We start from the raw sequence: 21,613 nt of genomic DNA, 5'->3' as shown, positions 1-21,613 counted from the left end.
TCGATGACTGCCCCGATCTCGCGCGGACGCAATCCGCTCCGCGACCCCGATGACCGTCGCCTCAATCGCATCGCAGGTCCCAGCGCGCTGGTGATCTTCGGTGTGACAGGCGACCTGTCGCGCAAGAAGCTCATGCCCGCCGTGTACGACCTCGCCAACCGCGGCCTGCTGCCCCCCGGGTTCGCCCTGGTCGGCTTCGCACGCCGCGACTGGGAGGACCAGGACTTCGCACAGGTCGTGTACGAGGCCGTCAAGCAGCACGCCCGCACGGAGTTCCGTGAGGAGACCTGGCAGCAGCTGCTGCAGGGCATCCGCTTCGTGCAGGGCACGTTCGACGACCCCGATTCGTTCGCCCGCCTGCGCGAGACCGTCGAGAAGCTCGACGTCGAGCGTGGCACGATGGGCAACCACGCCTATTACCTGTCGATCCCGCCGAAGGCCTTCCCCGAGGTCGCGAAGCAGCTGCGCGAGTCCGGCCTGGTCGGCGAGCAGACCGCGGATGATCTGCACTGGCGTCGCGTGGTGATCGAGAAGCCGTTCGGAAGCGACCTCGAGTCGGCCCGTTCGCTGAACGAGGCGCTGGAGTCGGCGTTCCCGGCCGACGCGATCTTCCGCATCGACCACTACCTCGGCAAGGAGACGGTGCAGAACATCATGGCTCTGCGCTTCGCCAACGAGCTGTACGAGCCGCTGTGGAACCGCAACTACGTCGACCACGTGCAGATCACGATGGCCGAGGACATCGGCGTCGGCGGCCGTGCCGGCTACTACGACGGCATCGGAGCGGCGCGCGACGTCATCCAGAACCACCTGCTGCAGCTGCTGGCGCTGACCGCCATGGAGGAGCCGATCAGCATGTCGGCCGACCATCTGCGCGCCGAGAAGGAGAAGGTCCTGGAGGCCGTGCGCCTTCCGGCGGACATCTCGCAGGCGACGGCCCGCGGACAGTACGCCGGAGGCTGGCAGGGCGGTGAGAAGGTCAACGGCTTCCTCGAAGAGGACGGCATGGCCCCGCAGTCCAGCACCGAGACCTACGCGGCCGTCAAGCTGGAGATCGACACGCGCCGCTGGGCGGGTGTGCCCTTCTACCTGCGCACCGGCAAGCGGCTCGGACGCCGCGTGACCGAGATCGCGGTGGTTTTCAAGCGGGCACCCGAGCACCTCTTCGGCCGCTCGCAGACCTCCGAGCTGGGGCAGAACGCCCTGGTGATCCGCGTGCAGCCCGACGAGGGCGTCACCATCCGCTTCGGCTCCAAGGTGCCGGGCAGCGGCGCGAACGTGCGCGACGTGACGATGGACTTCGGCTACGGCCACGCGTTCACCGAGGCCAGCCCCGAGGCGTACGAGCGTCTGATCCTGGATGTGCTGCTGGGCGATCCGCCCCTGTTCCCCCGCCATGAGGAGGTGGAGCTGTCCTGGAAGATCCTCGACCCTGTGGAGGAGTACTGGGCGACGCTGCGCGCCCCGTTGGAGCAGTACGCGCCCGGATCCTGGGGGCCGGCATCCGCTGACGCCCTTCTAGCCCGTGATGGACGAGTCTGGAGACGCCCGTGATCATCGATCTTCCCGACACCACAGTCAGCCGGGTCGCCAAGCAACTGGTGAAGGTGCGCGAGGAGGGCGGCGCCGTCGCCCTCGGACGTGTGCTGACCCTGCTCATCGTCGCCCGCAACGGCGTCGCCGAAGCGGCCATCGACGCCGCCAACGACGCCTCCCGTGAGCACCCGATGCGCGTCATCGTGCTGGTCACCGGCGAAGGCGACGCCCGACTCGACGCGCAGATCCGCGTCGGAGGCGACGCCGGAGCGAGCGAGGTCGTGGTGCTGCACGCCTTCGGCGACGCGGCCAGCAACGAGGAGAGCCTCGTGACCGGCCTGCTGCTGCCGGACGCCCCGGTCGTCGCATGGTGGCCTGGTGAGGCTCCGACGGATGCCGCGTCATCCCCGCTCGGACGCATCGCCCAGCGCCGCATCACGGACGCCGCCACGTCGCCGGACGTGCGCGACCGGCTCGCGCTGCTCGGCAGGACCCACGCACCCGGCGACACGGATCTGGCATGGACGCGTCTCACTCACTGGCGCGAGCAGCTCGCCGCCGTGCTCGACCAGCCGCCGTACGAGCGGGTGACCGCGGTCGAGGTGCGGGGAGCTGCGGCATCGCCGTCCACCGCGCTGCTGGCGGCCTGGCTGCGCATGGCGCTGGATGTGCCGGTCAGCTGGTCGTACGAGGACCCCGAGCACTGGCAGGAGGGCATCAAGTCGGTGCGCCTGACGCGCGCCAGCGGAGACATCCTGCTGGAGCGCCCGATGCCGAATGTGGCGATCCTCACCCAGCCCGACCAGCCCGATCACGAGCTGCATCTGCCGCGTCGCACTCTGCGCGAGTGCCTGGCGGAGGAGCTGCGTCGCCTCGACGCCGACCTGCTGTACGGTCGTGTCATCACCGAGGGCTGGAATCGTCTGGGCCCCGCTGACAAGGGAGCGTGAGCACGTGAAGGTGCAGGGATCGGTCAAGTCCGTCGTCGTCGAGCCGACACCGGCAGCCCTGGCTGCGCGCGTCGCCGACCGGTTCCTCACCCGGGTGCGCGCGCGCACCCGCAACGGCCGCCTCGCCCACATCTGCCTCACCGGCGGATCGATGGGCGGGGCGGTGCTCGCCGCTGCTGCGCAGGATCCGCGCACCGCGGAGATCGACTGGTCGCTCGTGCACTTCTGGTGGGGCGATGAGCGCTTCGTGGAGCGCGACGACACCGACCGCAACTCGCTGCAGTCGCGTCAGGCGCTGCTGGATCACATCTCGGTTCCGTCAGAGAACATCCACGAGGTCGCTGCTCCGTCGGACGGCCTGAGCCTTGACGAGGCCGCCGCCGCCTATGCCGCGGAACTGGCGCGTTTCGGCTCCGATGATGAGGCGTGGCCCTCGTTCGCGGTGTGCTTCCTGGGCGTCGGCCCGGACGGTCACATCGCGTCGCTGTTCCCGGATCGACCAGAGGTGACGGCGACCGATGCCGCCGCGCTTCCGGTGCGCAACTCCCCCAAGCCGCCCGCCGAGCGGGTGACGCTCACGCGTCCCGTCCTGAACGCCTCCAAGCGCGTCTGGCTGGTCATCACCGGCGCAGACAAGGCTTCTGCGCTCGGTCTGGCCCTGGCAGGCGCCAGCTATGCGAGCGTGCCGGCAGCCGGCGCGAAGGGACGCCGCCGCACGGTGTTCTTCGTCGATGAGGCGGCAGCGGCCGAGGTCGCACCCGAGCTCATCGACCGCGACTACTGAGCGCTCGGGGGTCCTGAATCCATCGAGGGGCCTCGGTGCTCCGGCTCATCCGTCCGCGGCGTCGCGTCACCCGGACGCGTCATGGTTCCTGACGCTTCCGGATGCGCGCTGCCGCGCTGGATGCCCAGCTCCTGGCTCTCGCTGAGCACCTGCGGGTGATACCGGGCGAGCCCGAAGACGCCGAACACGGCGATCGCTCCTGCGATCCCGAACAGGACGAGAACCGGCACCGGTGCGGCATCCGTCTCACCGAGCACCAGGGCGCCGATCAGCACGGCGACGATGGGGTCCACCACGGTGAGGCCGGCGATCACCAGGTCAGGCGGGCCGGAGCTGTACGCGGACTGCACGAAGTAGGCGCCGACCGCGGCCGCGGCGATCAGGGCGATGACGCACACGATGGTGAGCCAGCCGAAGCTGCCGGTCTGGATGCGGCTGATGACCGCCTTCGCCAGCGTCGCGACGAATCCGTAGAGGATGCCGGCGCCCGTCACGTAGAACAGTGCGCGCATGCGGTGCCGCAGGATCAGCCAGCAGGTGCCGAGAGCGATGATGACCACCAGCAGGATGGCGAGGATCGTGAACAGGTCCTCGTCGCTGATCTCGCGCTCGACCGCGTAGAGGGCCGCGAGTGCCACGAACAGGAAGATGCCGCCGAGGCAGCTGCCGATCGCGATCAGCGACTTCCTGGTGGGCGTATGACCCGACACGCGGGCGTTGAGCAGGGTGGTGACGACGAGGGCAACCGCTCCCAGCGGTTGCACGACGATCAGCGGGGCGATCGCCATCGCGCTGAGCTGGCAGATGATCGCGAAGCCGAGCATGATCGTGCCGATGATCCACGAGGGGCGGGTCAGCAGGCTCTTCAGCTGGGCGCCGCTCAGCCCGGAGGCGCCTTCGACGCCGGTGAGCTTCTCGACCTTCTCGACGCCGCGGTGCTGGTACTGCGCCCCGAGGGACATGAACACGGCGCCGGCGAGAGCGAGCGGGATGCCCAGAAGCAGTGCGGGGTTCTGAAAGACACCGATCAGCTGGTCGCTGACACCAGTCGCCATCTCCACCCCGTGCACCGTTTCACCCTACCGGGCGGGAGCGGCCCAGTAGGGTTATGGCGTGGCTGTTCTTCCGATCCGCATCATGGGCGATCCCGTTCTGCACTCCCCCGCGGCGGAGGTCGCGGACATCACCGACGATATCCGCACTCTCGTCGCCGACATGTACGAGACGATGGACATCGCTCCCGGTGTGGGTCTCGCGGCCCCGCAGGTGGGTGTGGCACTGCGCATATACGTCTACTCGTATGTCGACGACGACGAGCAGCCGTGGCGCGGCGAGATCCTGAACCCGGTGCTGTGGATGACGCCGTTCGAGCCCGGCGAACCCGACCCCGACGAGGAGTCCGAGGGGTGCCTGTCCTTCCCCGGTGAGCGGTTCCCCCTGCGCCGCTCCGACCGGGTGATGGTGACCGGCATCGATCTCTCGGGCGCGCCGGTGCGCATCGAGGTGGACGGCTGGCGCGCGCGGATCATGCAGCACGAGTTCGATCACCTCGACGGCATCCTGTACGTCGATCGCCTGTCGGACGGCGACTGGAAGACGGCGCAGAAGATCGCCCGCAAGCGCGGCTGGTCGCGCGGCGGGGCGAGCTGGATGCCCGGGGTCGACGACCTGGAGGGATGATGAGCACTCCGATCCGCATCGGAATCGTCGGCTACGGCAATCTCGGCCGGGGCGTGGAGCGATCGGTCGCCCTGAACGAGGACATGCATCTGGTCGGCGTGTTCTCGCGTCGCGATCCGGTCTCGGTCACCACGCTCTCCCCCGACACGTCGGTGCGCTCCGTCGATGATCTTCCGACGATGCGCGACCGGATCGACGTGCTGGTCCTGTGCGGCGGATCGAAGAGCGACCTGCCCGTGCAGACGCCATCACTGGCCTCCGATTTCAGTGTCGTCGACAGCTTCGACACGCACGCTCGCATTCCCGAGCACTTCGCCGCCGTCGACGCGGCTGCCCGCGCGGCGGGGACGACGGCCGTCATCTCCACAGGCTGGGACCCTGGCCTGTTCTCGCTGCAGAGGCTGTACGGCGAGGCGATCCTCCCGCAGGGCGAGACGCACACGTTCTGGGGCCGCGGACTCAGCCAGGGGCACTCCGATGCGGTCAGGCGCGTTCCAGGAGTCGCCGGCGGCGTGCAGTACACGATCCCGTCCGACGACGCGATCGCTCAGGTGCGCTCCGGGGGGCGCCCCGCACTGAGCACGCGCGACAGGCACACGCGCGAGTGCTTCGTGGTGCTTGAGGATGATGCGGATCCGGATGCCGTGCGCGAGGCGATCGTGAGCATGCCGGACTACTTCGCGCCGTACGACACCACGGTGCACTTCATCACCGCAGAAGAGCTCGCACGCGCCCATGCCGGCGCGCCGCACGGCGGCTTCGTGATCCGCAGCGGGACGACCTCTGCCAGCGCGAATCAGACCGTCGAGTTCCGCCTGACGCTGGACTCGAACCCGGAGTTCACCGCCAGCGTCCTGGTCGCCTACGCACGGGCCGCGGCGAGGATGGCGGCTGGCGGCGACCACGGTGCGAAGACCCCGTTCGATGTGGCGCCCGGGCTGCTCTCCCCCAAGTCGGCGGAACAGCTGCGCGCCGAACTGCTCTGACACCCACGAATGGACAGGAAGAGGATCACCGATGATCATCAGGCTCGACAACGTCGGCATCGCCGTCCGCGACATCGAGGAGGCGATCTCCTTCTTCACCGACCTCGGACTCAGCCTGGTCGGCCGTGACACCGTCAGCGGTGAGTGGGCCGACACGGCTGTCGGTCTGGACGGCAACCATGCCAAGATCGCCGTGTTGCAGACTCCCGACGGCCACGGCCGGCTCGAGTTCTTCGAGTACCTGCATCCGGATGCCATCGAGACGCAGCCGACGCAGCCGAATGAGATCGGCATGCACCGGGTCGCCTTCGCCGTCGACGACATCGAGGAGTCCCTGGCGATCGCCGCGCGGCACGGATGCCACCCGCTGCGCGCTGTGGCGACCTACCAGGACATCTACAAGCTCACGTATCTGCGCGGCCCCAGCGGGATCCTCGTGATGCTCGCCCAGGAGCTCAAGCCGTAGGCCTGAGCGGTTCCGCAACGACGAAACCCCGCCACGAGGGCGGGGTTTCAGTGGGGTTGGCTCCCCGGCTTGGACTCGAACCAAGAACCTGCCGGTTAACAGCCGGCTGCTCTGCCAATTGAGCTACCGAGGATCATGTTCCCCGCGGGCGGGCAACTCATCCAGCTTAGCAAACTCCGCACCATGCTTCGAACACGAGCGACACCCCGGGCGTGGCGCGATCAGCGTGCGGCATCCGCCTCGGCGTTCGGCGCCCAGACCAGGTTGCGCCCGATGCCTCGAGCGACCACGTGACCGCCACGGAGCATCAGGGCCTCAGCATCCAGCTCCCGGATGAAGGCCGCATCGTTGGTGACCAGCAGCGCGGCCATGGACTGTTCGGTGCGTCGCCGGGTGATCGCGTCGAACACCACCGGCCGCACTTCCAGATCGAGGTTCGCGAGCGGCTCGTCCGCGATCAGCACACGGGGCTCGAGCATGAACGCTCGGGCGATCGCGACGCGCTGACGCATACCCGCGCTGAGCTCGTAGGGGAACTTCGAGGCAGCGCCGAGAGGCAGATGCAGTTCGTCGAGGAGCGAGGCGACACGGATCGCGAGCGCCCGGCTGTTCACTTTCTTCTCCCGCGAGGTGATCGGCTCGGCGATGACCTCGCCGACAGTCAGCCTCGGCGGGAGGTTCGCGCCGGCTCCCTGAGCGACGTAACCGCTGCGAGCCGTCAGCATCCGACGCCTGCGTCCGGGACGGCGGATGTCGACGCCGCACACCTGGGCGCGCCCACCGGCCACCTTCAGCGAGGAGTCCTGGACGCCGGCGAGGGCGGCCACGAGCGTGGACTTGCCGGAGCCGGTCGCCCCTCCCACGCACATCAGCTCGCCCGGGCGCACCGTGAAGGTGACGCCGTCGATCGCACGGGTCACGCCGCCGTGTCCGATCCGGTCGATGACCAGGTCGGAGCACTCGATCGCGATGTCGTCGGCGGATGGCATTCCTCCATCCTGCCCGCTGAACGCGCTCCCGGTGGTCAGGACTCGACGAATCTCATCCGTTCCAGGTCGATGTCCCGCAGTCGCATGCGCAGCGCGCGACCCCCGTCGGAGTCCGCCGGGATGCGCTGCACGGCCCCGAGCAGCTCGTTCTTCTCGCGGTCGATCGCGCGCAGGATCAACCGGCGGCAGAGGTCTGTGGCCGAGAACAGCGCCCGTTCCTCGTCCTTCGCGGGGAATGGCATCATCAGCAGCTCACCCGCCAGGCTCCGGTAGGGCTCGCGCACCGCATCCGCGGCCGACGTCGACCAGCCGACCCGCGTGCGGTCCTCGACCGCGGCCACGGACTCGCGCACCGCATCCAGTCCCGGGTTCCGGAACTGCTCCGCCACGGCGCGCCCCAGCAGCTCGGGATCGATGAGATGCCCGTACTGCAGGATGCCCATCAGCGCGTCCCGCTCGATGGCGACGTCGGCCGTGCGAGGAAGGTCCGCCAGACGCACGCGCGTCGAAGGCGCTTCGGCGGCCGCTGCCGTCGAGCTCTGCTGCGTGCTGCGCTGGGGTTCTCGCTCTGCCGCAGCGGCGCCTCGTGCGGCCCGCTGCACCTCCTGGTGCACGTCGGTCGGGTCCATGCCGAGACGACGGGCGAGCACGCGCTCGTAACCGGGACGCAGCAGTTCGTCGCGGATCACGGCGACGATGGGCGCCGCGGCGCGCAGCGCACCGACCTGCCCTTCGACTGTGGAGAGGTCGTATCCTGCGAGCTTGCGATCGATCGCGAACTCGAACATCGGCACCTTGGCATCCATCAGCCCGCGCACCGCGGCGTCCCCGCGCTGCAGGCGCAGGTCGCACGGATCCAGACCGTCGGGCGCGACGGCGACGAACGTCTGCGCCGTGAAGCGCGAATCCTCGGAGAACGCGCGCAGCGCGGCCTTCTGGCCCGCCTCGTCGCCATCGAAGGTGAAGACGATCTCACCGGCCGCGGAGTCATCGCCCATCACGCGGCGCAGCACCTTGATGTGCTCGGTGCCGAACGCCGTGCCGCAGGTGGCGATGGCGGTGGTGACGCCGGCGAGGTGGGCGGCCATGACGTCGGTGTATCCCTCCACGACGACCACGCGACGCGGGTCACCGCGGGCGATGTCGCGTTTGGCGAGGTCGAGTCCGTAGAGCACCTGCGCCTTCTTGTAGATCGGCGTCTCGGGTGTGTTGAGATACTTCGGGCCCTGATCGTCGTCGTACAGCTTGCGTGCGCCGAAGCCGATCGTCTGCCCGGTGACGTCGCGGATCGGCCAGACCACCCGCCCGCGGAAGCGGTCGTACACGCCGCGTTGACCGGTGGAGACCAGTCCGGCATTGCTGAGCTCCTCGCGGGTGAATCCCTGATCGCTCAGCGCCTTGAGCATGTGGTCCCAGCCGCGCGGCGCGTAGCCGACGCCGAAGTGGGCAGCGGACCCGGCGTCGAAGCCGCGCTCCCCGAGGAACCGCCTGGCGCTCTCGGCCTCGGGGCTGAGCAGCCGGCCGCGGAAGTACTCCGCCGCCGCGGTGTTCGCCGCGTACAGCCGGCTGCGCCCGCTGGTCTCCGGAGCCGCCCCGCCGTCCTCGTAGTGCAGGGCGTATCCGACCCGCCCGGCCAGTCGCTCGACGGCCTCGGTGAAGCTGACATGGTCCATCTCACGCAGGAACGAGTACACGTCGCCGGAGGCGCCGCATCCGAAGCAGTGATAGAAGCCCACCTGCGGGCGCACGTGGAAGCTGGGGCTCTTCTCGTCGTGGAACGGGCAGAGCCCCTTCATCGACCCGACCCCCGCGGACTTCAGCGCCACGCGCTCCCCGACGATGTCCGCGATGTTCGTGCGGGACTTCACCTCTTCGACGTCGGCCTGCAGGATCCGTGCCATCAGTGCGCCCCTTCGGCGGACACCCGCGCGGCAGGTCGACGGTGCGCAGCGGGGCGTACGTGCCTCGGCGTCCAGATGCCGACCTCGGCCGGGTCGATCTCGCCGACCAGGCGGTTGTGCCAGTCGACTGCGGTCTGGTCAGTGAGGCTCGCGATCTGGTCGACGACGACGCGGGCACGCTCGGCATCCGTCGTCGCGTCCAGGAAATCGGCGGCGAAGGCGGGCTCGAGCACATCGGCGCCGGCCGACCACAGCGCGTCCGTGGACCACAGGGCATCCGCGAGTCGCCCCAGCACGCGGCGCTGCTCCTTGTACACGCCCTTGCGGGCCTCGATCGTGACGATCGCCTGACCCATGATGCCCTTGAGCACGGCGATCTCGGTCTCCACCACCCGCGGCACCACGACGTGGCCGTTGTAGCGGGCGATGGACGGGCCGGGATGCGCCTCGCGGGTCGCCGCCACGGATGCCCGCGCGAATCGGCCGATGAGGTCGCTGGTGAGGTTCTTGAGCCTCGCGAGATCGCGGCGGGACCGATCGAAGGTGCTCAGCCACATCGGCTGGCGGGCCAGCCGGTACAGGGCGTCGGCGAGCTCCTCGCGGGTGTAGTCGTAGCCGACCCACTGCTGGATCCGGTCGATGAGCGCGTCGTGCTCGACGGGGTCGGAGAGTTGGGAGACGTCCAGGTAGCCGTTGAGGATGGCGTCCTCGAAGTCGTGCACCGAGTATCCGATGTCATCGGAGAGGTCCATGATCTCGGCCTCGATGCAGCGCAGGCGTCCGGGGGCGCCCTCCCGCATCCACCGGAAGACCGGCTCGTCTTCGGGGTACACGCCGAACTTCAGGCGTCCGCCCGGATCCGGCATCGGGTTGTCGATCGTCCACGGATACTTGCACGCCGCGTCCAGGCTTGCACGGGTGAGGTTCAGGCCGACGGAGTGCCCGTCGTCGTCCATCACCTTCGTCTCGAGCCGAGTGAGGATGCGCAGCGACTGCGCGTTGCCCTCGAACCCGCCGATGTCGGCCGACCAGTCGTTGAGTGCGCGTTCGCCGTTGTGCCCGAACGGCGGATGGCCCAGGTCGTGGCTGAGGCAGGCCGTGTCGACCACGTCCTCGGACACGCCCAGTGCGCTCGCGAGCTCACGGCCGACCTGCGCGACCTCCAACGAGTGGGTGAGGCGATTGCGGGCGAAATCGGCCGTGCTGGCTGGGCTGAGCACCTGTGTCTTGGCAGCGAGGCGGCGCAGCGCCGCGGAGTGCAGCACACGGGCGCGGTCACGGGAGAAGTCGTTGCGCGAGGATCGGTGCGTCTCGGCGAAGACGCGCTCGGCGTCGTGGGTGCTGTAGCCCGGTGTACCGGAATCCCCCGCCGGATCAACCACCACTGTTCTCGACCTCCGCGCCGCGCATCATGTCGCCGATGCCCTCGCCGATCTCTCGCGAGTCCAGCCAGCCCTCAGGCAGTGCGGTGCGCTTGGGAGACCCTGCACGCCCACGCTGTCCCTCCGCGCCGATTCCCGGGTACGGCGAGTCGCCCAGGGTACCGAGCAGGTCGTCGATCTCCTGCAAGGTCGACGCCCGCGTGAGAGCCGCGCGCACCTCACCGCCGACCGGGTAGCCCTTGAAGTACCACGAGACGTGCTTTCGCACGTCCTTGCATCCGCGGTCCTCGTCCTCGAAGAACTCCACGAGCAGCTCTGCGTGCCTGCGGAACGCCTGAGTCACGAACTGCAGGGTCGCGTCGACCTTCGGCTTGGTCTCGACACCCTGGCCCAGGGCATCCGAGAGCTCGCCGAACAGCCACGGGCGCCCCAGGCATCCGCGGCCCACGACGACCCCGTCGGCACCGGTCTCCGACATCATCCGCACGGCGTCGTCCGCCGACCAGATGTCGCCGTTGCCGAGAACCGGGATGCTGGTGACGGCCTGCTTGAGCTCACCGATGGCGCTCCAGTCGGCGTGACCCGAGTAGTACTCCGAAGCGGTACGCGCGTGCAGTGCGACGGCTGCCGCACCGGCATCTTCGGCGGCGCGGCCGGCGTCGAGGAAGGTCAGATGGTCCTGATTGATGCCCTTGCGCATCTTGACGGTCAGCGGCACGTCACCGGCAGCCTTCACGGCGCGGTCGACGATGTCGGAGAACAGGCCGATCTTCCACGGCAGCGCCGCTCCCCCGCCCTTGCGGGTGACCTTGGGCACCGGGCAGCCGAAGTTCAGATCGATGTGGTCTGCGCGGTCCTCGGAGACGATGATGCGCACCGCCTCGGCGATCGTGGCCGGATCCACGCCGTACAGCTGGATGGAGCGCAGCGTCTCGCTCTCGTGGTGCTGGATGAGGCGCATCGTGATGGCGTTGCGCTCGACAAGGGCGCGCGAGGTGATCATCTCGCTGACGTAGAGCCCCGCCCCGTATTCGCGGCACAGTCTCCGGAACGCCGTGTTCGTGATCCCCGCCATGGGTGCGAGGACGACGGGCACGTCGAGGTCGATCGGACCGATGCGGAGTGCGGGAGCAGTCCCTGCGAGAGGTGCTGTGTCAGTGGCGAGAGTCATATCCCTTCCATTCTCCCAGACCTCGGCCCTGCCCGGACCCAGCAGATCTAGGCTGGGGATATGACCGATTCGACCATCCGACAGATCCCGTTCTCCGACGCCGAAGGCTCGGTGAAGACACTCGACGACTTCGGCTCGGATGTGGTCCTGGTGGTCAATGTCGCCTCCAAGTGCGGGCTGACTCCCCAGTACGAGCAGCTCGAGCAGCTGCAGCGTACCTACGCCGATCGCGGGTTCACCGTGCTCGGATTCCCCTGCAACCAGTTCATGGGTCAGGAGCCGGGGTCGATGGAGCAGATCCTGGAGTTCTGCTCCACGACCTACGGTGTCACCTTCCCGGTGAACGACAAGGTCAAGGTCAACGGGCGCAGCGCACACGAGCTCTACAAGGCTCTCAAGCAGACGACGGATGCCAAGGGCAAGGGCGGCCGGGTGGAGTGGAACTTCGAGAAGTTCCTCGTCGGACGCGACGGCTCGGTACAGCGCTTCCGCCCCAAGCAGCTTCCGGACTCCGCCGAGGTCGTCTCCGCGATCGAGGATGCGCTCTCCCATTGAGCCGGATGCGGCGGACTGAGTCCGCCGCATCCCTACGCGTAGCGGGCCTCAGCCTGCGGTCACGTCAGACTTCGCCGCGCTCTTCTCCGCCCAGACGTCGCGGATGACGTTCTCGAAGGCGGCCGGCGGCTGCGCGCCGCTGATGCCGTACTGTCCGTCGATGACGAAGAACGGAACGCCCTGGATGCCGTAGGCGCGGGCCTGGACCTGGTCCTGGCGTACGTCGGGCAGGTGCTTGGCGCTGTCGAGGGCGTCGCGGGCGGCATCGGCATCCAGACCGATCTCGACGGCGAGCTCGACGAGATCGTCGATCCGGCCGACGTGCTTGCCCTCGGTGAAGTAGGCGGACATCAGCCGCTCCTCCATCTCGTGCTGGAGCCCCTGCTCCTTCGCGTGATGCAGCAGCTCGTGCGCCTTGACCGTGTTGGTGTGCTTGAGCATGTCGAAGCGGTACTCGAGACCGGCGTTCTTGGCGACGTTCGTGACGTTGTCGAGCATCTCGACGACCTGCTCGCGCGGCATTCCCTTGTGCCCGGCGAGGAAGTCGATCTCGTCGCCGTCGAAGTCGACCGGGGTGTCGGGCGAGAGCTCGAACGAGTGGAAGGTGATGGTCACCTGCGGCGCATCCTCGTCACCGGCGACAGCCGCCAATCCCGTCTCGAGATTGCGCTTGCCGATGTAGCACCACGGGCAGGCGATGTCGGACCAGATGTCTATCGAGATGGGTTCGCTCACAACACGTGCAACTGCACGATGTGCCGGGGTATTCCGCGGCACCGATATCGTCGTGGAATGGACTGGCGCGAGGATCGGATCGGCTCAGCGGCACGCGGCGAGAACCCCACGGTCATCGCCGAGTTGGACAGCGGCTATGCCGTCATCGGCGACGTGCAGTTCCTGCCGGGCTACTGCGTGCTTCTCGGGCGTGATCCGAATGCGAAGTCTCTGGCGGATATGCCGAGGGCAGAACGTGTCAGGTTCCTCGCCGACGCCGACCTGCTCGCCACGGCGGTGGAACGCGCATGCCGCGAAGCCGACCCGTCGTTCCGGCGCACCAACATCGAGGTGCTCGGCAACGCCGACACGTTCGTCCACGCCCATGTCTGGCCGCGCTACGAGTGGGAGACGTCGGAACTGGTCCGTCTCCCCGTCTGGCTCTACGACCCCACCAGTTGGAGTGATCCGGCCACCGCACTCGGCGAACGGCACGACGCACTCCGAGCGAGCATCACGCGGCACCTGAACGACCTCGTCGCCTCGGACGCGGTCGAGATCGCCCCACGCGACGGGCGTGCGCGCTCCGGTCGCTGAACCCGGTCACTGAGCAGGCACAGTGAGACGAAACGCCCGGATCACCAGGCAAAATACTTCTCCACAACCCTTCCCGATGTCGAAGCTTTGTTCTATACTGGAGGCATGTCCACCGACACGATCACCCACCTGGAAGCGCAGTCCGCGCTGCTGGAGGAGTGGGTCGAGACGCGTCGTCAGATCGCCATGCTGGAAGCCCGTTCCGCGGACCTGCTCGCGCAGCGGGCCCGGTTGATGGATGCGGATGTCGTGGCGCAGCCGGTGCATCGGGATGCGATCGAGCGGTCGATGATCGCGGAGTTCTCCGCGGCGGGACGGATCGCGACCGGCAGCGTGTCGCAGGCGTTCGCCGACGCACGGTTCCTGGACCAGGACTTCCCCGCCCTGCGGGACACGTTCCGGGCCGGCCGGGTGACGGCCGCGCATGTGCGGGAGATCGTGCGCGCGGCAGCACCTGTCCGTGCGGCGATCCGCGACGGCGTGATCGAGGAGAGCATGCTCGTAGCGTTCGAGACCGCGGCTCTCGCATTCGCGGAGACCGAAGCCCCGGCGCGTACCCGTGCCCATGTCCGCGAGGTCGCCGCGGCCATCGCGGGGCTGAGCCTGACCGAACGGAACAAGGCAGCCGGGGCAGAGCGCACGGTGACGGTGCGGTCAGTGGGTGACGGCCTTGCGCTGCTGCAGGCGGTGCTGCCGGAGCATCTCGCCATCGGGATCCTGGACAGGCTCACCCGGTTGGCCCGCGTGCAGAAGCACAACACGGACGACCGTGCTCCGATGCTCCCGGTCGACGACGACGCCTGGGAGGCGGAAGCCGCGGAGGTCTGGGATGGTGGCGTGATCTTCGGGAGCGGTGGGACGTTCACGAGTGACCCGTTCGAGGAGGACCTCGACGCGTACTGGGAGCATGTAGACCGGATGCTCGCCGCCGGCCCGAAGGTCATCCAGATCCCCTCGGATGAGCGCACGACCGACCAGATCCGCGCCGACCTGCTCACCGACCTGCTCCTGGGCGCTGACCCGTCCGAGGTCCAGGGTCCGGGCTTGTCGAATGTCACCGCGACCATCCAGGTCACCGTCAACGCCACCACCCTCGCCGGATTGGACGACCACCCCGCCCAGCTCGACGGGCACGGAGAGTTGCACCCCGACATCGCCCGGGCCCTCGCGGGGAGGAACACCGGCTGGACGCGTCTGTTCCTCGACCCCACCGGCATGGTCACCGAAACCGACACCTACACCCCCACCGCCGGGATGCGCAGGTTCCTGCAAGCCCGAGACCAGCACTGCCGGTTCCCCGGCTGCCGCATGCCTGTGCACCGCTGCGAAGCCGACCACACCCTCGACCATGCCCTCGGCGGTTCGACCAGTCTGGACAATCTCGCCCACCTCTGCAAAACCCACCACGCACTGAAGCATCCGTCGATCCCCGACCAGCACCGCTGGACCGCCCGACAGCTCCCCGACTGGACCCTCAGATGGACCAGCCCCACCGGCCGAACCCACGTTGATCGGCCACCCAGGCGGGTCATGTTCGTGCCCAGCGGGCCAGAACCCATCGCGCATCCCCCACAACCTGGGGCAGACATCGACTGGACCACTCCAGCCGACGCCCACGCACCCTTCTGACCACCGCTGTGGATAACTCCAGCGGGAACTGAGCCATTCGGGCTACCGTGTCCGGGTGACTTTCGCGACCTCGTCCCTCCGCGCCGTCGGTGCGCTGTCCGCCGGTCTGCTCGCGCTCGGGATGCTGGCCGCCTGCACCCCCGAGCCGGAACCCAAGCCGACCAAGACCGCGCTGTTCGCATCAGACGAAGAAGCATTCGCTGCGGCGGAAGAGACGTACCGGGCGTACACGGACGCAGTGAATGCCGTAGACACGGCAGATCCCAAGTCCTTTGAACCCGTATATCAATGGTTGACGGGCACCGCTCTCGCCCCGGAGAAAGAAAGCCTGACGCTGTACCACGCCGAGAATCTGAAGAAGACCGGTGTCAGCACTTTCGACTCCTTCACGCCTGTGTCGAATTCGGCAGATGAGATCATCGCGCAGCTCTGCCTCGATACTGGTGATGTCGACTTGATCACGCCTGACGGTGAATCTGCTCTCCCGGCCAACCGGGCCGCGCGGCATGGAAGAAAAGTCCTCTTCGTCCCCGCAGGAACTTCAACGGGCCTGCAGATCATGTCCAGCAAGGAGCCAACTTCGGAGTTCACATGTTGAACCGCGGGCGACCTGGTTTAGGAGTCATAGCATCGGCAATCATTGCCGCATGCTTGCTGTCGGCCTCCCCCGCACTCGCCGGAGAGGGCGACGAGCTCGGCTCGCTCCTTGACTCGCTCCGACAGGATCTCAAGAACGAGCGCTTGAACCTGGCCGGTACGCAGAAAATACCGGGTACGCCGGGTCGAACAAATCCGGAAGCTCATCAGGGTGCCACCAGTCCAGTGGTGAATCTCGATTTCACCCCGAAGCCGCCGAAGCCGACGCATCCGTTCGACAACCGGTGCGTCGAGTGGACCAGCCTCGACGAATGCCTCCGCCTGACACCCAAGGACGTAGAACCGACCGAAGACGGCAGCACACCCGCCACGCCCGCGTTCTCCATCACCGACCTCGCCAGCTTCGCCCCCGCACCCGCCACACTCACCGGCGAACCCAACAACCTCGGCGTCGCAGGACTCCCCACCAACTTCACCACCACCGCCACCACCCACACCCGCAACGGAACCCTCTTCGGCTACCCCCTCACCGCACGCTTCACACCCAAAACCTTCACCTTCCACTACGGCGACACCACCACCCGCACATCCACCACCAGCGGCAACACCTGGGAAGACCTCCACCTCCCCCAATTCACCCCCACCGACACCAGCCACACCTACACCGAACGCGGCACCTACACAGCCCACACCGACACCACCTACACCGCCGAAATCGACCTCGGCACCGGCTGGATCCCCATCACCGGCACCCTCACCATCCCCGGCACCACCCAACACATCCACATCTACGAAGCACACACCGCCCTCGTCGCCCACACCTGCACCGAAAACCCCACCGCACCCGGCTGCTGAGGCACCGCAGGCTCGTCTACCACTGGGATACCCTTTCTCAGTGCTCGACGCCCACGATCCGCTGCCCCTCCGGCCGACCCGCGTGCTCGTCGCAGGCGTCTCCGGATCGGGCAAGACGACATTCGCCGCACGGATAGCCGATGCCCTGGGCATCCCCTGCTACGAGCTCGACGCCCTGCACCACGGGCCCGGCTGGGTCCCCCGCCCCGAATTCCTCGACGACGTGCGCGCCTTCGCCGCCACCGACACGTGGGTCAGCGAATGGCAGTACACCGCTCGCGGCGTGAACGACCTGCTCCCACCACGCGCACAGCTCGTGGTCTGGCTGGACTACCCGGACCGCATCGTGCGGGCACGTCTGTGGCGCCGCACCCTCGCACGCAGCATCCTGCGCCGCGAACTCTGGAACGGCAACCGCGAACCCACCCTGTGGAAGCTCGCGACCACCACCGACCCCGAAGAGAACGTGCTCCGCTGGCAGGCCAAGACCCTGCACCGCTGGCGCGAGCGGATGCCGGCCCACGAGATCGAGTTCCCGCACCTCACCGTCGTGCGACTGAGCCACCCGCGCCAGGCCGAGCGCTGGCTCGCAACCAGCCTGCGACAGCCCGATCAGCCGACGAACGAACGATCTGCTGACTGATCCTCGAGATCGGTCAGCAGAACGGGACCACCTCAGTGGATCGGGCGGGCCGCCAGCCCGCACAGGACCGGATGCCGGTCAGGACGACTCGTCCGGGGCATCCACAGCGCCCCCGAAGCGACGATCCCTCGACAGGTAGATCCCGATCGCGCGCCACAGCTCCTCGCGCGAGAAGTCCGGCCACAGCGTGTCGAGGAACACCATCTCGGCGTACGCCGACTGCCAGAGCAGGAAGTTCGAGGTGCGCTGCTCCCCCGAGCTGCGCAGGAACAGGTCCACATCCGGCATGTCCGGCACGTAGAGGTGCTTGCGGATCTGCTTCTCCGTGATCGCGCCTGGCTTCATGCGACCGGCTTTGACATCCTCGGCGATGGCCCGCATGGCGTCCACCAGCTCGACCCGACCGCCGTAGTTGACGCACATCGTCAGCGTCAGCACGTCGTTGCCGCGCGTGAGCTGCTCGGCGAACTGCAGCTCCTTGATCACCGAGCCCCACAGCCGCGGCTTGCGGCCGGCCCACCGCACCCGCACGCCCCACTCGTTGAGCTGGTCGCGGCGTCTGTGCAGCACGTCGCGGTTGTAACCCATCAGGAAGCGCACCTCTTCGGGCGAGCGCGCCCAGTTCTCCGTGGAGAACGCGTACACCGACAGGTGCTTCACACCCGCCTGGATGGCGCCTGCCACGACGTCGAGCAGCACCTCTTCGCCGGCCTTGTGCCCCTGAATTCGCGTGAGCCCCTGCCGGTTCGCCCAGCGCCCGTTGCCGTCCATCACGATCGCGACATGATTCGGCACGGCCGGGAAGGTCGGCGGATGAGCACCGGTCCAGTCCAGCGGGCGGAACGGCACCGCATCCTTGTGCGTGTAGGGCTTCGGGGTCACCGTGATCCTTGTCCGTGGAAGGGCGCGAGTCGCGCAGGCGCGACAACGTGCTCGAGGGATCGGATGCCGCGCTCCAGATGCCACTGCGCGTATGCGGCGACGGTGCCGGATGCCGCCGCCAGATCTCCCGGCGCGGCCGCATCGATCAGCTCCCAGTCGCCGGCCATCAGAGCTCGCAGCAGTCCCAGGGTGGAGGCGGAGATCCGCGGGCTGCCGGCGGGTGCGCAGTCCGTGCACACCGCGCCGCCCAACTGCGCGCCGAAGTGCGCGTGCGGGCCGGGCACGCCGCAGCGTGCGCAGTCCTCGAGCGCCGGCGCCCAGCCCGAGAGCGCCATCACTCGCAGCAGGTACGAATCCAGGATGCTGCGCGCGGCGTGCTCGCCACGTGAGAGCGAGCGCAGACCTCCGACCAGCAGCAGATACTGATCCGACGTGGCCTCGGATTCGTTGAGTCGATCCGCGGTCTCCACCATGGCACTGGCCGCCGTGAACCGCTCGTAGTCGGCCGCGATGTCGGCGCCGTAGGTGCCCAGCGACTCCGCCTGCTGCACGATGTCCAGCGATCGCCCCTGATACAGCTGCACATCGGCGACCATGAACGGCTCGAGCCGCGACCCGAACTTCGACGACGTGCGGCGCACACCCTTCGCCACCGCTCGGATCTTGCCGTTGCGGCGCGAGAGCATCGTGACGATCCGATCAGCCTCACCCAGTTTGTGGGTGCGCAGGATCACCGCTTCGTCTCGATAGGTCGGCACTCAACGATTATCCCCCGCACACAGCAGAATGGACGGGTGACGGAACCGCTCTTCACCATCCCCCTCTGGGCCGATCTCCTCGGCGTCGGCCTCGGCGGCATCCAGGGTGCCATGTTCGCCGCCGGATTCCAGGGCCAGCGCCGCTTGGACTGGCTCGGCGTCGCGATCATCGGCATCATGATCGGCATGGGCGGCGGCCTCATCCGTGACCTGCTGATCGGTCAGCCCCCGGCCACCCTGCAGAGCGACTGGTACCTGGTCACGGCCGTGGGCGCCGCACTGCTCGGGATGCTGCTGGCCGGGGTCTTCAACCGCCTCAACACCCTCATCGTGGGTCTGGACGCCGTCGTCATCGGCATGTTCGGCGCCTTCGGTGTCAGCAAGGCCATCGCCTTCGGCATCCCACCCGTTCCCGCCGTCTTCATCGGCGTGTGCGCGGCGGTCGGCGGCGGAGCGCTGCGGGACATGCTCATGGGTCTGCCCGTCGCGATCATGCACGTCGGCTCGCTGTACGCGGTCGCAGCGGGCGCTGGTTGCACTCTGATCGTCATCATGCACGCCTTCGGCCTCAGCATCGCCGTGGCCGCCATAGCCGGGATCGCCCTGACCGCCGTGATCCGCGTGCTGGCCGTGATCTACGACGTCTCGCTGCCCGAGCAGCGCCGACTGCACCGCCGCAAGGTCGCGACGGAGACCGGGATGATCCCGATCATCAAGCCGTGACGCTTCGACAGGCTCAGCGACCCATCGGCTGCTGAGCCCGTCGAAGCACTCAGACCGCGGCGAGCTCGCCCGCACGCGTGCGGATCGAGCGGTTCACGCACGACACGATCGCCTTCAGCGACGCGGTCGAGATGTCGCCGTCGATGCCGACGCCCCACAGCCGGTGCTCGTCGACCTGCAGCTCCACGTAGGCGGCCGCCTGCGCGTCGCCCCCGCTGGACATGGTGTGCTCGACGTAGTCGTACAGCGAGACCGCGAAGCCCCGCTCGCGGAGGATCTCGATGAACGCGGCGATCGGCCCGTTGCCTGTGCCCGCCGTGGCCACCCGCTCGTCGCCGTCGCGCAGCACGACGTCCAGTGAGACCTCGCCGGACATGTCGCTGCGCGTCTGGGTTCCCAGAAGTTCGAAACGACCCCACTTGGCCTCGGCGTCATCCGCCGGCAGGTACTCGTCGTTGAAGATCGACCAGATCTGGTCGCTGGTGACCTCGCCGCCCTCGGCATCCGTCTTCGCCTGCACCACGCCCGAGAACTCGATCTGCAGCTTGCGGGGCAGATCCAGTGCGTGGTCGGTCTTCAGCAGGTAGGCGACTCCGCCCTTGCCGGACTGCGAGTTTGACGCGGATGACCGCCTCGTACGACCGGCCCAGGTCCTTCGGATCGATCGGCAGGTAGGGCACGCCCCATTCGATGTCGTCGACAGTGACGCCCTGCGCCTCTGCCTTCGCAGCCATCGACTCGAAGCCCTTCTTGATGGCGTCCTGGTGCGAGCCGCTGAACGCGGTGAACACGAGGTCGCCGGCCCATGGGCTGCGCTCGGGCACGGGCAGCTGGTTGCAGTACTCGACCGTGCGCTTGACCTGGTCGATGTCGCTGAAGTCGATCTGCGGGTCGATGCCCTGCGTGAACATGTTGATGCCCAGCGCGACCAGGTCGACGTTGCCGGTCCGCTCGCCGTTGCCGAACAGGCAGCCTTCGATGCGGTCCGCGCCGGCCAGGTAGCCGAGCTCCGAGGCGGCGATGGCTGTGCCGCGGTCGTTGTGCGGGTGCAGCGACAGGATCACGTTCTCGCGGTGCGCGAGGCGTCGGCTCATCCACTCGATCGAGTCGGCGTAGACATTGGGGGTGGCCATCTCGACCGTCGCGGGCAGGTTGATGATCACCTTGCGGTCCGGAGTCGGCTCGAGCACCTCGATCACGGCGTTGCACACCTCGAGCGCGTACTCCAGCTCGGTGCCGGTGTAGCTCTCCGGCGAGTACTCGTAGTAGACCTCGGTGTCGGGGATGCGCTTCTCGAACTCACGGCACAGGCGTGCGCCCTCGAGGGCGATCTGCTTGACGCCCTCGCGGTCGGAGCGGAACACCACTTCGCGCTGCAGCACGCTGGTGGAGTTGTAGAAGTGCACGATCGCCTGCTTGGCGCCGCGGATCGACTCGTAGGTGCGCTCGATGAGGTGCTCGCGGCACTGCGTCAGCACCTGGATCGTGACGTCGTCGGGGATCAGGTTCTCCTCGATCAGCTGGCGCACGAAGTCGAAGTCGGTCTGGCTCGCCGAGGGGAAACCGACCTCGATCTCCTTGTAGCCCATGCTGACGAGCAGCTCGAACATGACGCGTTTGCGCTCGGGCGACATCGGATCGATGAGTGCCTGGTTCCCGTCGCGCAGGTCGACCGCGCACCAGCGCGGTGCTTCGGTGATGCGCTTCGAGGGCCAGGTGCGGTCGGGAAGGTCGACGCTGATCTGCTCGTGGAAGGGGCGGTACTTGTGCACCGGCATCGCAGACGGCTTCTGGGAGTTCTTCATGATTGGGGCT

At 68.0% G+C, this 21,613-nt stretch carries 21 protein-coding genes, 1 tRNA gene and 1 pseudogene; 13 read left to right on the top strand and 10 right to left on the bottom strand.

Annotation, left to right across the window (positions count from 1 at the left end):
* The first annotated feature begins 3 nt into the window (after positions 1–3).
* From zwf to pgl, 3 genes are read left to right on the top strand one after another with little or no spacing between them, the layout of a single operon-like run.
* On the top strand, positions 4–1,554 hold the full coding sequence (gene zwf, locus QF046_RS01450) for a glucose-6-phosphate dehydrogenase (protein ID WP_307365470.1): 1,551 nt from the start codon (positions 4–6) through the stop codon (positions 1,552–1,554).
* Complete coding sequence (locus QF046_RS01445) at positions 1,551–2,486, top strand: glucose-6-phosphate dehydrogenase assembly protein OpcA (RefSeq protein ID WP_307365468.1); 936 nt, start codon at positions 1,551–1,553, stop codon at positions 2,484–2,486. Before zwf ends, QF046_RS01445 begins: the two co-directional genes overlap by 4 nt.
* Positions 2,487–2,490: 4 nt before the next feature.
* A complete protein-coding gene (pgl, locus tag QF046_RS01440) occupies positions 2,491–3,270 on the top strand; it encodes a 6-phosphogluconolactonase (protein WP_307365466.1) in 780 nt (259 codons plus the stop codon).
* Here pgl and QF046_RS01435 read toward each other — a convergent pair.
* A complete protein-coding gene (locus QF046_RS01435) occupies positions 3,264–4,325 on the bottom strand; it encodes a DMT family transporter (protein ID WP_307372620.1) in 1,062 nt (353 codons plus the stop codon). The genes pgl and QF046_RS01435 overlap by 7 nt on opposite strands.
* Positions 4,326–4,383: 58 nt before the next feature.
* On the opposite strand from QF046_RS01435, the gene def reads away from it, so the two are divergent.
* From def to QF046_RS01420, 3 genes are read left to right on the top strand one after another with little or no spacing between them, the layout of a single operon-like run.
* Positions 4,384–4,950 carry a peptide deformylase gene (gene def / locus QF046_RS01430; RefSeq protein WP_307365464.1) on the top strand — a complete coding sequence of 189 codons (567 nt, stop codon included), beginning with the start codon at positions 4,384–4,386 and terminating at the stop codon, positions 4,948–4,950.
* On the top strand, positions 4,950–5,936 hold the full coding sequence (locus QF046_RS01425; protein ID WP_307365462.1) for a diaminopimelate dehydrogenase: 987 nt from the start codon (positions 4,950–4,952) through the stop codon (positions 5,934–5,936). The genes def and QF046_RS01425 overlap by 1 nt, the downstream gene beginning before the upstream one ends.
* Before the next feature lie 31 nt (positions 5,937–5,967).
* A complete protein-coding gene (locus QF046_RS01420) occupies positions 5,968–6,402 on the top strand; it encodes a VOC family protein (RefSeq protein WP_307365460.1) in 435 nt (144 codons plus the stop codon).
* Between the two features lie 57 nt (positions 6,403–6,459).
* Here the strand turns inward: QF046_RS01420 and QF046_RS01415 are convergent.
* From QF046_RS01415 to dusB, 5 genes are all read right to left on the bottom strand, one after another.
* Positions 6,460–6,535 (bottom strand) — tRNA-Asn (locus QF046_RS01415).
* An 88-nt stretch (positions 6,536–6,623) separates the two neighbouring features.
* Positions 6,624–7,391: an ATP-binding cassette domain-containing protein gene (locus QF046_RS01410; RefSeq protein ID WP_307365459.1), complete on the bottom strand. Its 768-nt coding sequence runs from the start codon at positions 7,389–7,391 to the stop codon at positions 6,624–6,626.
* Between the two features lie 35 nt (positions 7,392–7,426).
* Complete coding sequence (gene dnaG / locus QF046_RS01405) at positions 7,427–9,292, bottom strand: DNA primase (RefSeq protein ID WP_307365457.1); 1,866 nt, start codon at positions 9,290–9,292, stop codon at positions 7,427–7,429.
* Complete coding sequence (locus tag QF046_RS01400; RefSeq protein WP_307365455.1) at positions 9,292–10,677, bottom strand: deoxyguanosinetriphosphate triphosphohydrolase; 1,386 nt, start codon at positions 10,675–10,677, stop codon at positions 9,292–9,294. The genes dnaG and QF046_RS01400 overlap by 1 nt, the downstream gene beginning before the upstream one ends.
* Complete coding sequence (gene dusB, locus QF046_RS01395; RefSeq protein WP_307365453.1) at positions 10,667–11,845, bottom strand: tRNA dihydrouridine synthase DusB; 1,179 nt, start codon at positions 11,843–11,845, stop codon at positions 10,667–10,669. Before dusB ends, QF046_RS01400 begins: the two co-directional genes overlap by 11 nt.
* Before the next feature lie 60 nt (positions 11,846–11,905).
* Here dusB and QF046_RS01390 point away from each other — a divergent pair, with 60 nt between their 5' ends.
* Entirely contained in the window at positions 11,906–12,400 is a 495-nt protein-coding gene (locus tag QF046_RS01390; RefSeq protein WP_307365451.1) for a glutathione peroxidase, read from the top strand.
* 48 nt (positions 12,401–12,448) lie between these two features.
* On the opposite strand, the gene QF046_RS01385 is transcribed toward QF046_RS01390, so the two are convergent.
* A complete protein-coding gene (locus QF046_RS01385; protein ID WP_307365449.1) occupies positions 12,449–13,135 on the bottom strand; it encodes a DsbA family protein in 687 nt (228 codons plus the stop codon).
* Positions 13,136–13,192: 57 nt separating this feature from the next.
* Between QF046_RS01385 and QF046_RS01380 the strand changes: the two genes are divergently transcribed.
* From QF046_RS01380 to QF046_RS01360, 5 genes are all read left to right on the top strand, one after another.
* Positions 13,193–13,711 carry an HIT family protein gene (locus QF046_RS01380; protein ID WP_307365447.1) on the top strand — a complete coding sequence of 173 codons (519 nt, stop codon included), beginning with the start codon at positions 13,193–13,195 and terminating at the stop codon, positions 13,709–13,711.
* Positions 13,712–13,816: 105 nt separating this feature from the next.
* Positions 13,817–15,340 carry an HNH endonuclease signature motif containing protein gene (locus tag QF046_RS01375; protein ID WP_307365445.1) on the top strand — a complete coding sequence of 508 codons (1,524 nt, stop codon included), beginning with the start codon at positions 13,817–13,819 and terminating at the stop codon, positions 15,338–15,340.
* Between the two features lie 55 nt (positions 15,341–15,395).
* Entirely contained in the window at positions 15,396–15,938 is a 543-nt protein-coding gene (locus tag QF046_RS01370; protein WP_307365442.1) for a hypothetical protein, read from the top strand.
* 53 nt (positions 15,939–15,991) lie between these two features.
* Positions 15,992–16,792, top strand: coding sequence for a hypothetical protein (locus QF046_RS01365; RefSeq protein ID WP_307365440.1), 801 nt, complete (start codon positions 15,992–15,994; stop codon positions 16,790–16,792).
* 40 nt (positions 16,793–16,832) lie between these two features.
* Positions 16,833–17,435, top strand: a complete 603-nt coding sequence (locus QF046_RS01360; protein ID WP_307365439.1) for an AAA family ATPase — start codon at positions 16,833–16,835, stop codon at positions 17,433–17,435.
* A 78-nt stretch (positions 17,436–17,513) separates the two neighbouring features.
* Here QF046_RS01360 and QF046_RS01355 read toward each other — a convergent pair whose 3' ends face one another.
* Together QF046_RS01355 and recO are read right to left on the bottom strand one after the other, a co-directional pair.
* Complete coding sequence (locus QF046_RS01355; protein WP_307365437.1) at positions 17,514–18,317, bottom strand: isoprenyl transferase; 804 nt, start codon at positions 18,315–18,317, stop codon at positions 17,514–17,516.
* Positions 18,314–19,075, bottom strand: a complete 762-nt coding sequence (gene recO, locus QF046_RS01350) for a DNA repair protein RecO (RefSeq protein ID WP_307365435.1) — start codon at positions 19,073–19,075, stop codon at positions 18,314–18,316. Before recO ends, QF046_RS01355 begins: the two co-directional genes overlap by 4 nt.
* A gap of 36 nt (positions 19,076–19,111) precedes the next feature.
* On the opposite strand from recO, the gene QF046_RS01345 reads away from it, so the two are divergent.
* The gene (locus QF046_RS01345) at positions 19,112–19,798 is read left to right on the top strand and encodes a trimeric intracellular cation channel family protein (RefSeq protein ID WP_307365433.1); all 687 of its coding nucleotides are present in this window, start codon (positions 19,112–19,114) and stop codon (positions 19,796–19,798) included.
* A gap of 49 nt (positions 19,799–19,847) precedes the next feature.
* On the opposite strand, the pseudogene leuA reads toward QF046_RS01345, so the two are convergent.
* Positions 19,848–21,603, bottom strand: a pseudogene (gene leuA / locus QF046_RS01340) (2-isopropylmalate synthase).
* Between the last annotated feature and the right edge of the window lie 10 nt (positions 21,604–21,613).

This window comes from Microbacterium sp. W4I4 (assembly GCF_030816235.1).
Classification (GTDB): Bacteria; Actinomycetota; Actinomycetes; order Actinomycetales; family Microbacteriaceae; genus Microbacterium.
This window is presented reverse-complemented; position numbering and strand designations above follow the sequence as displayed.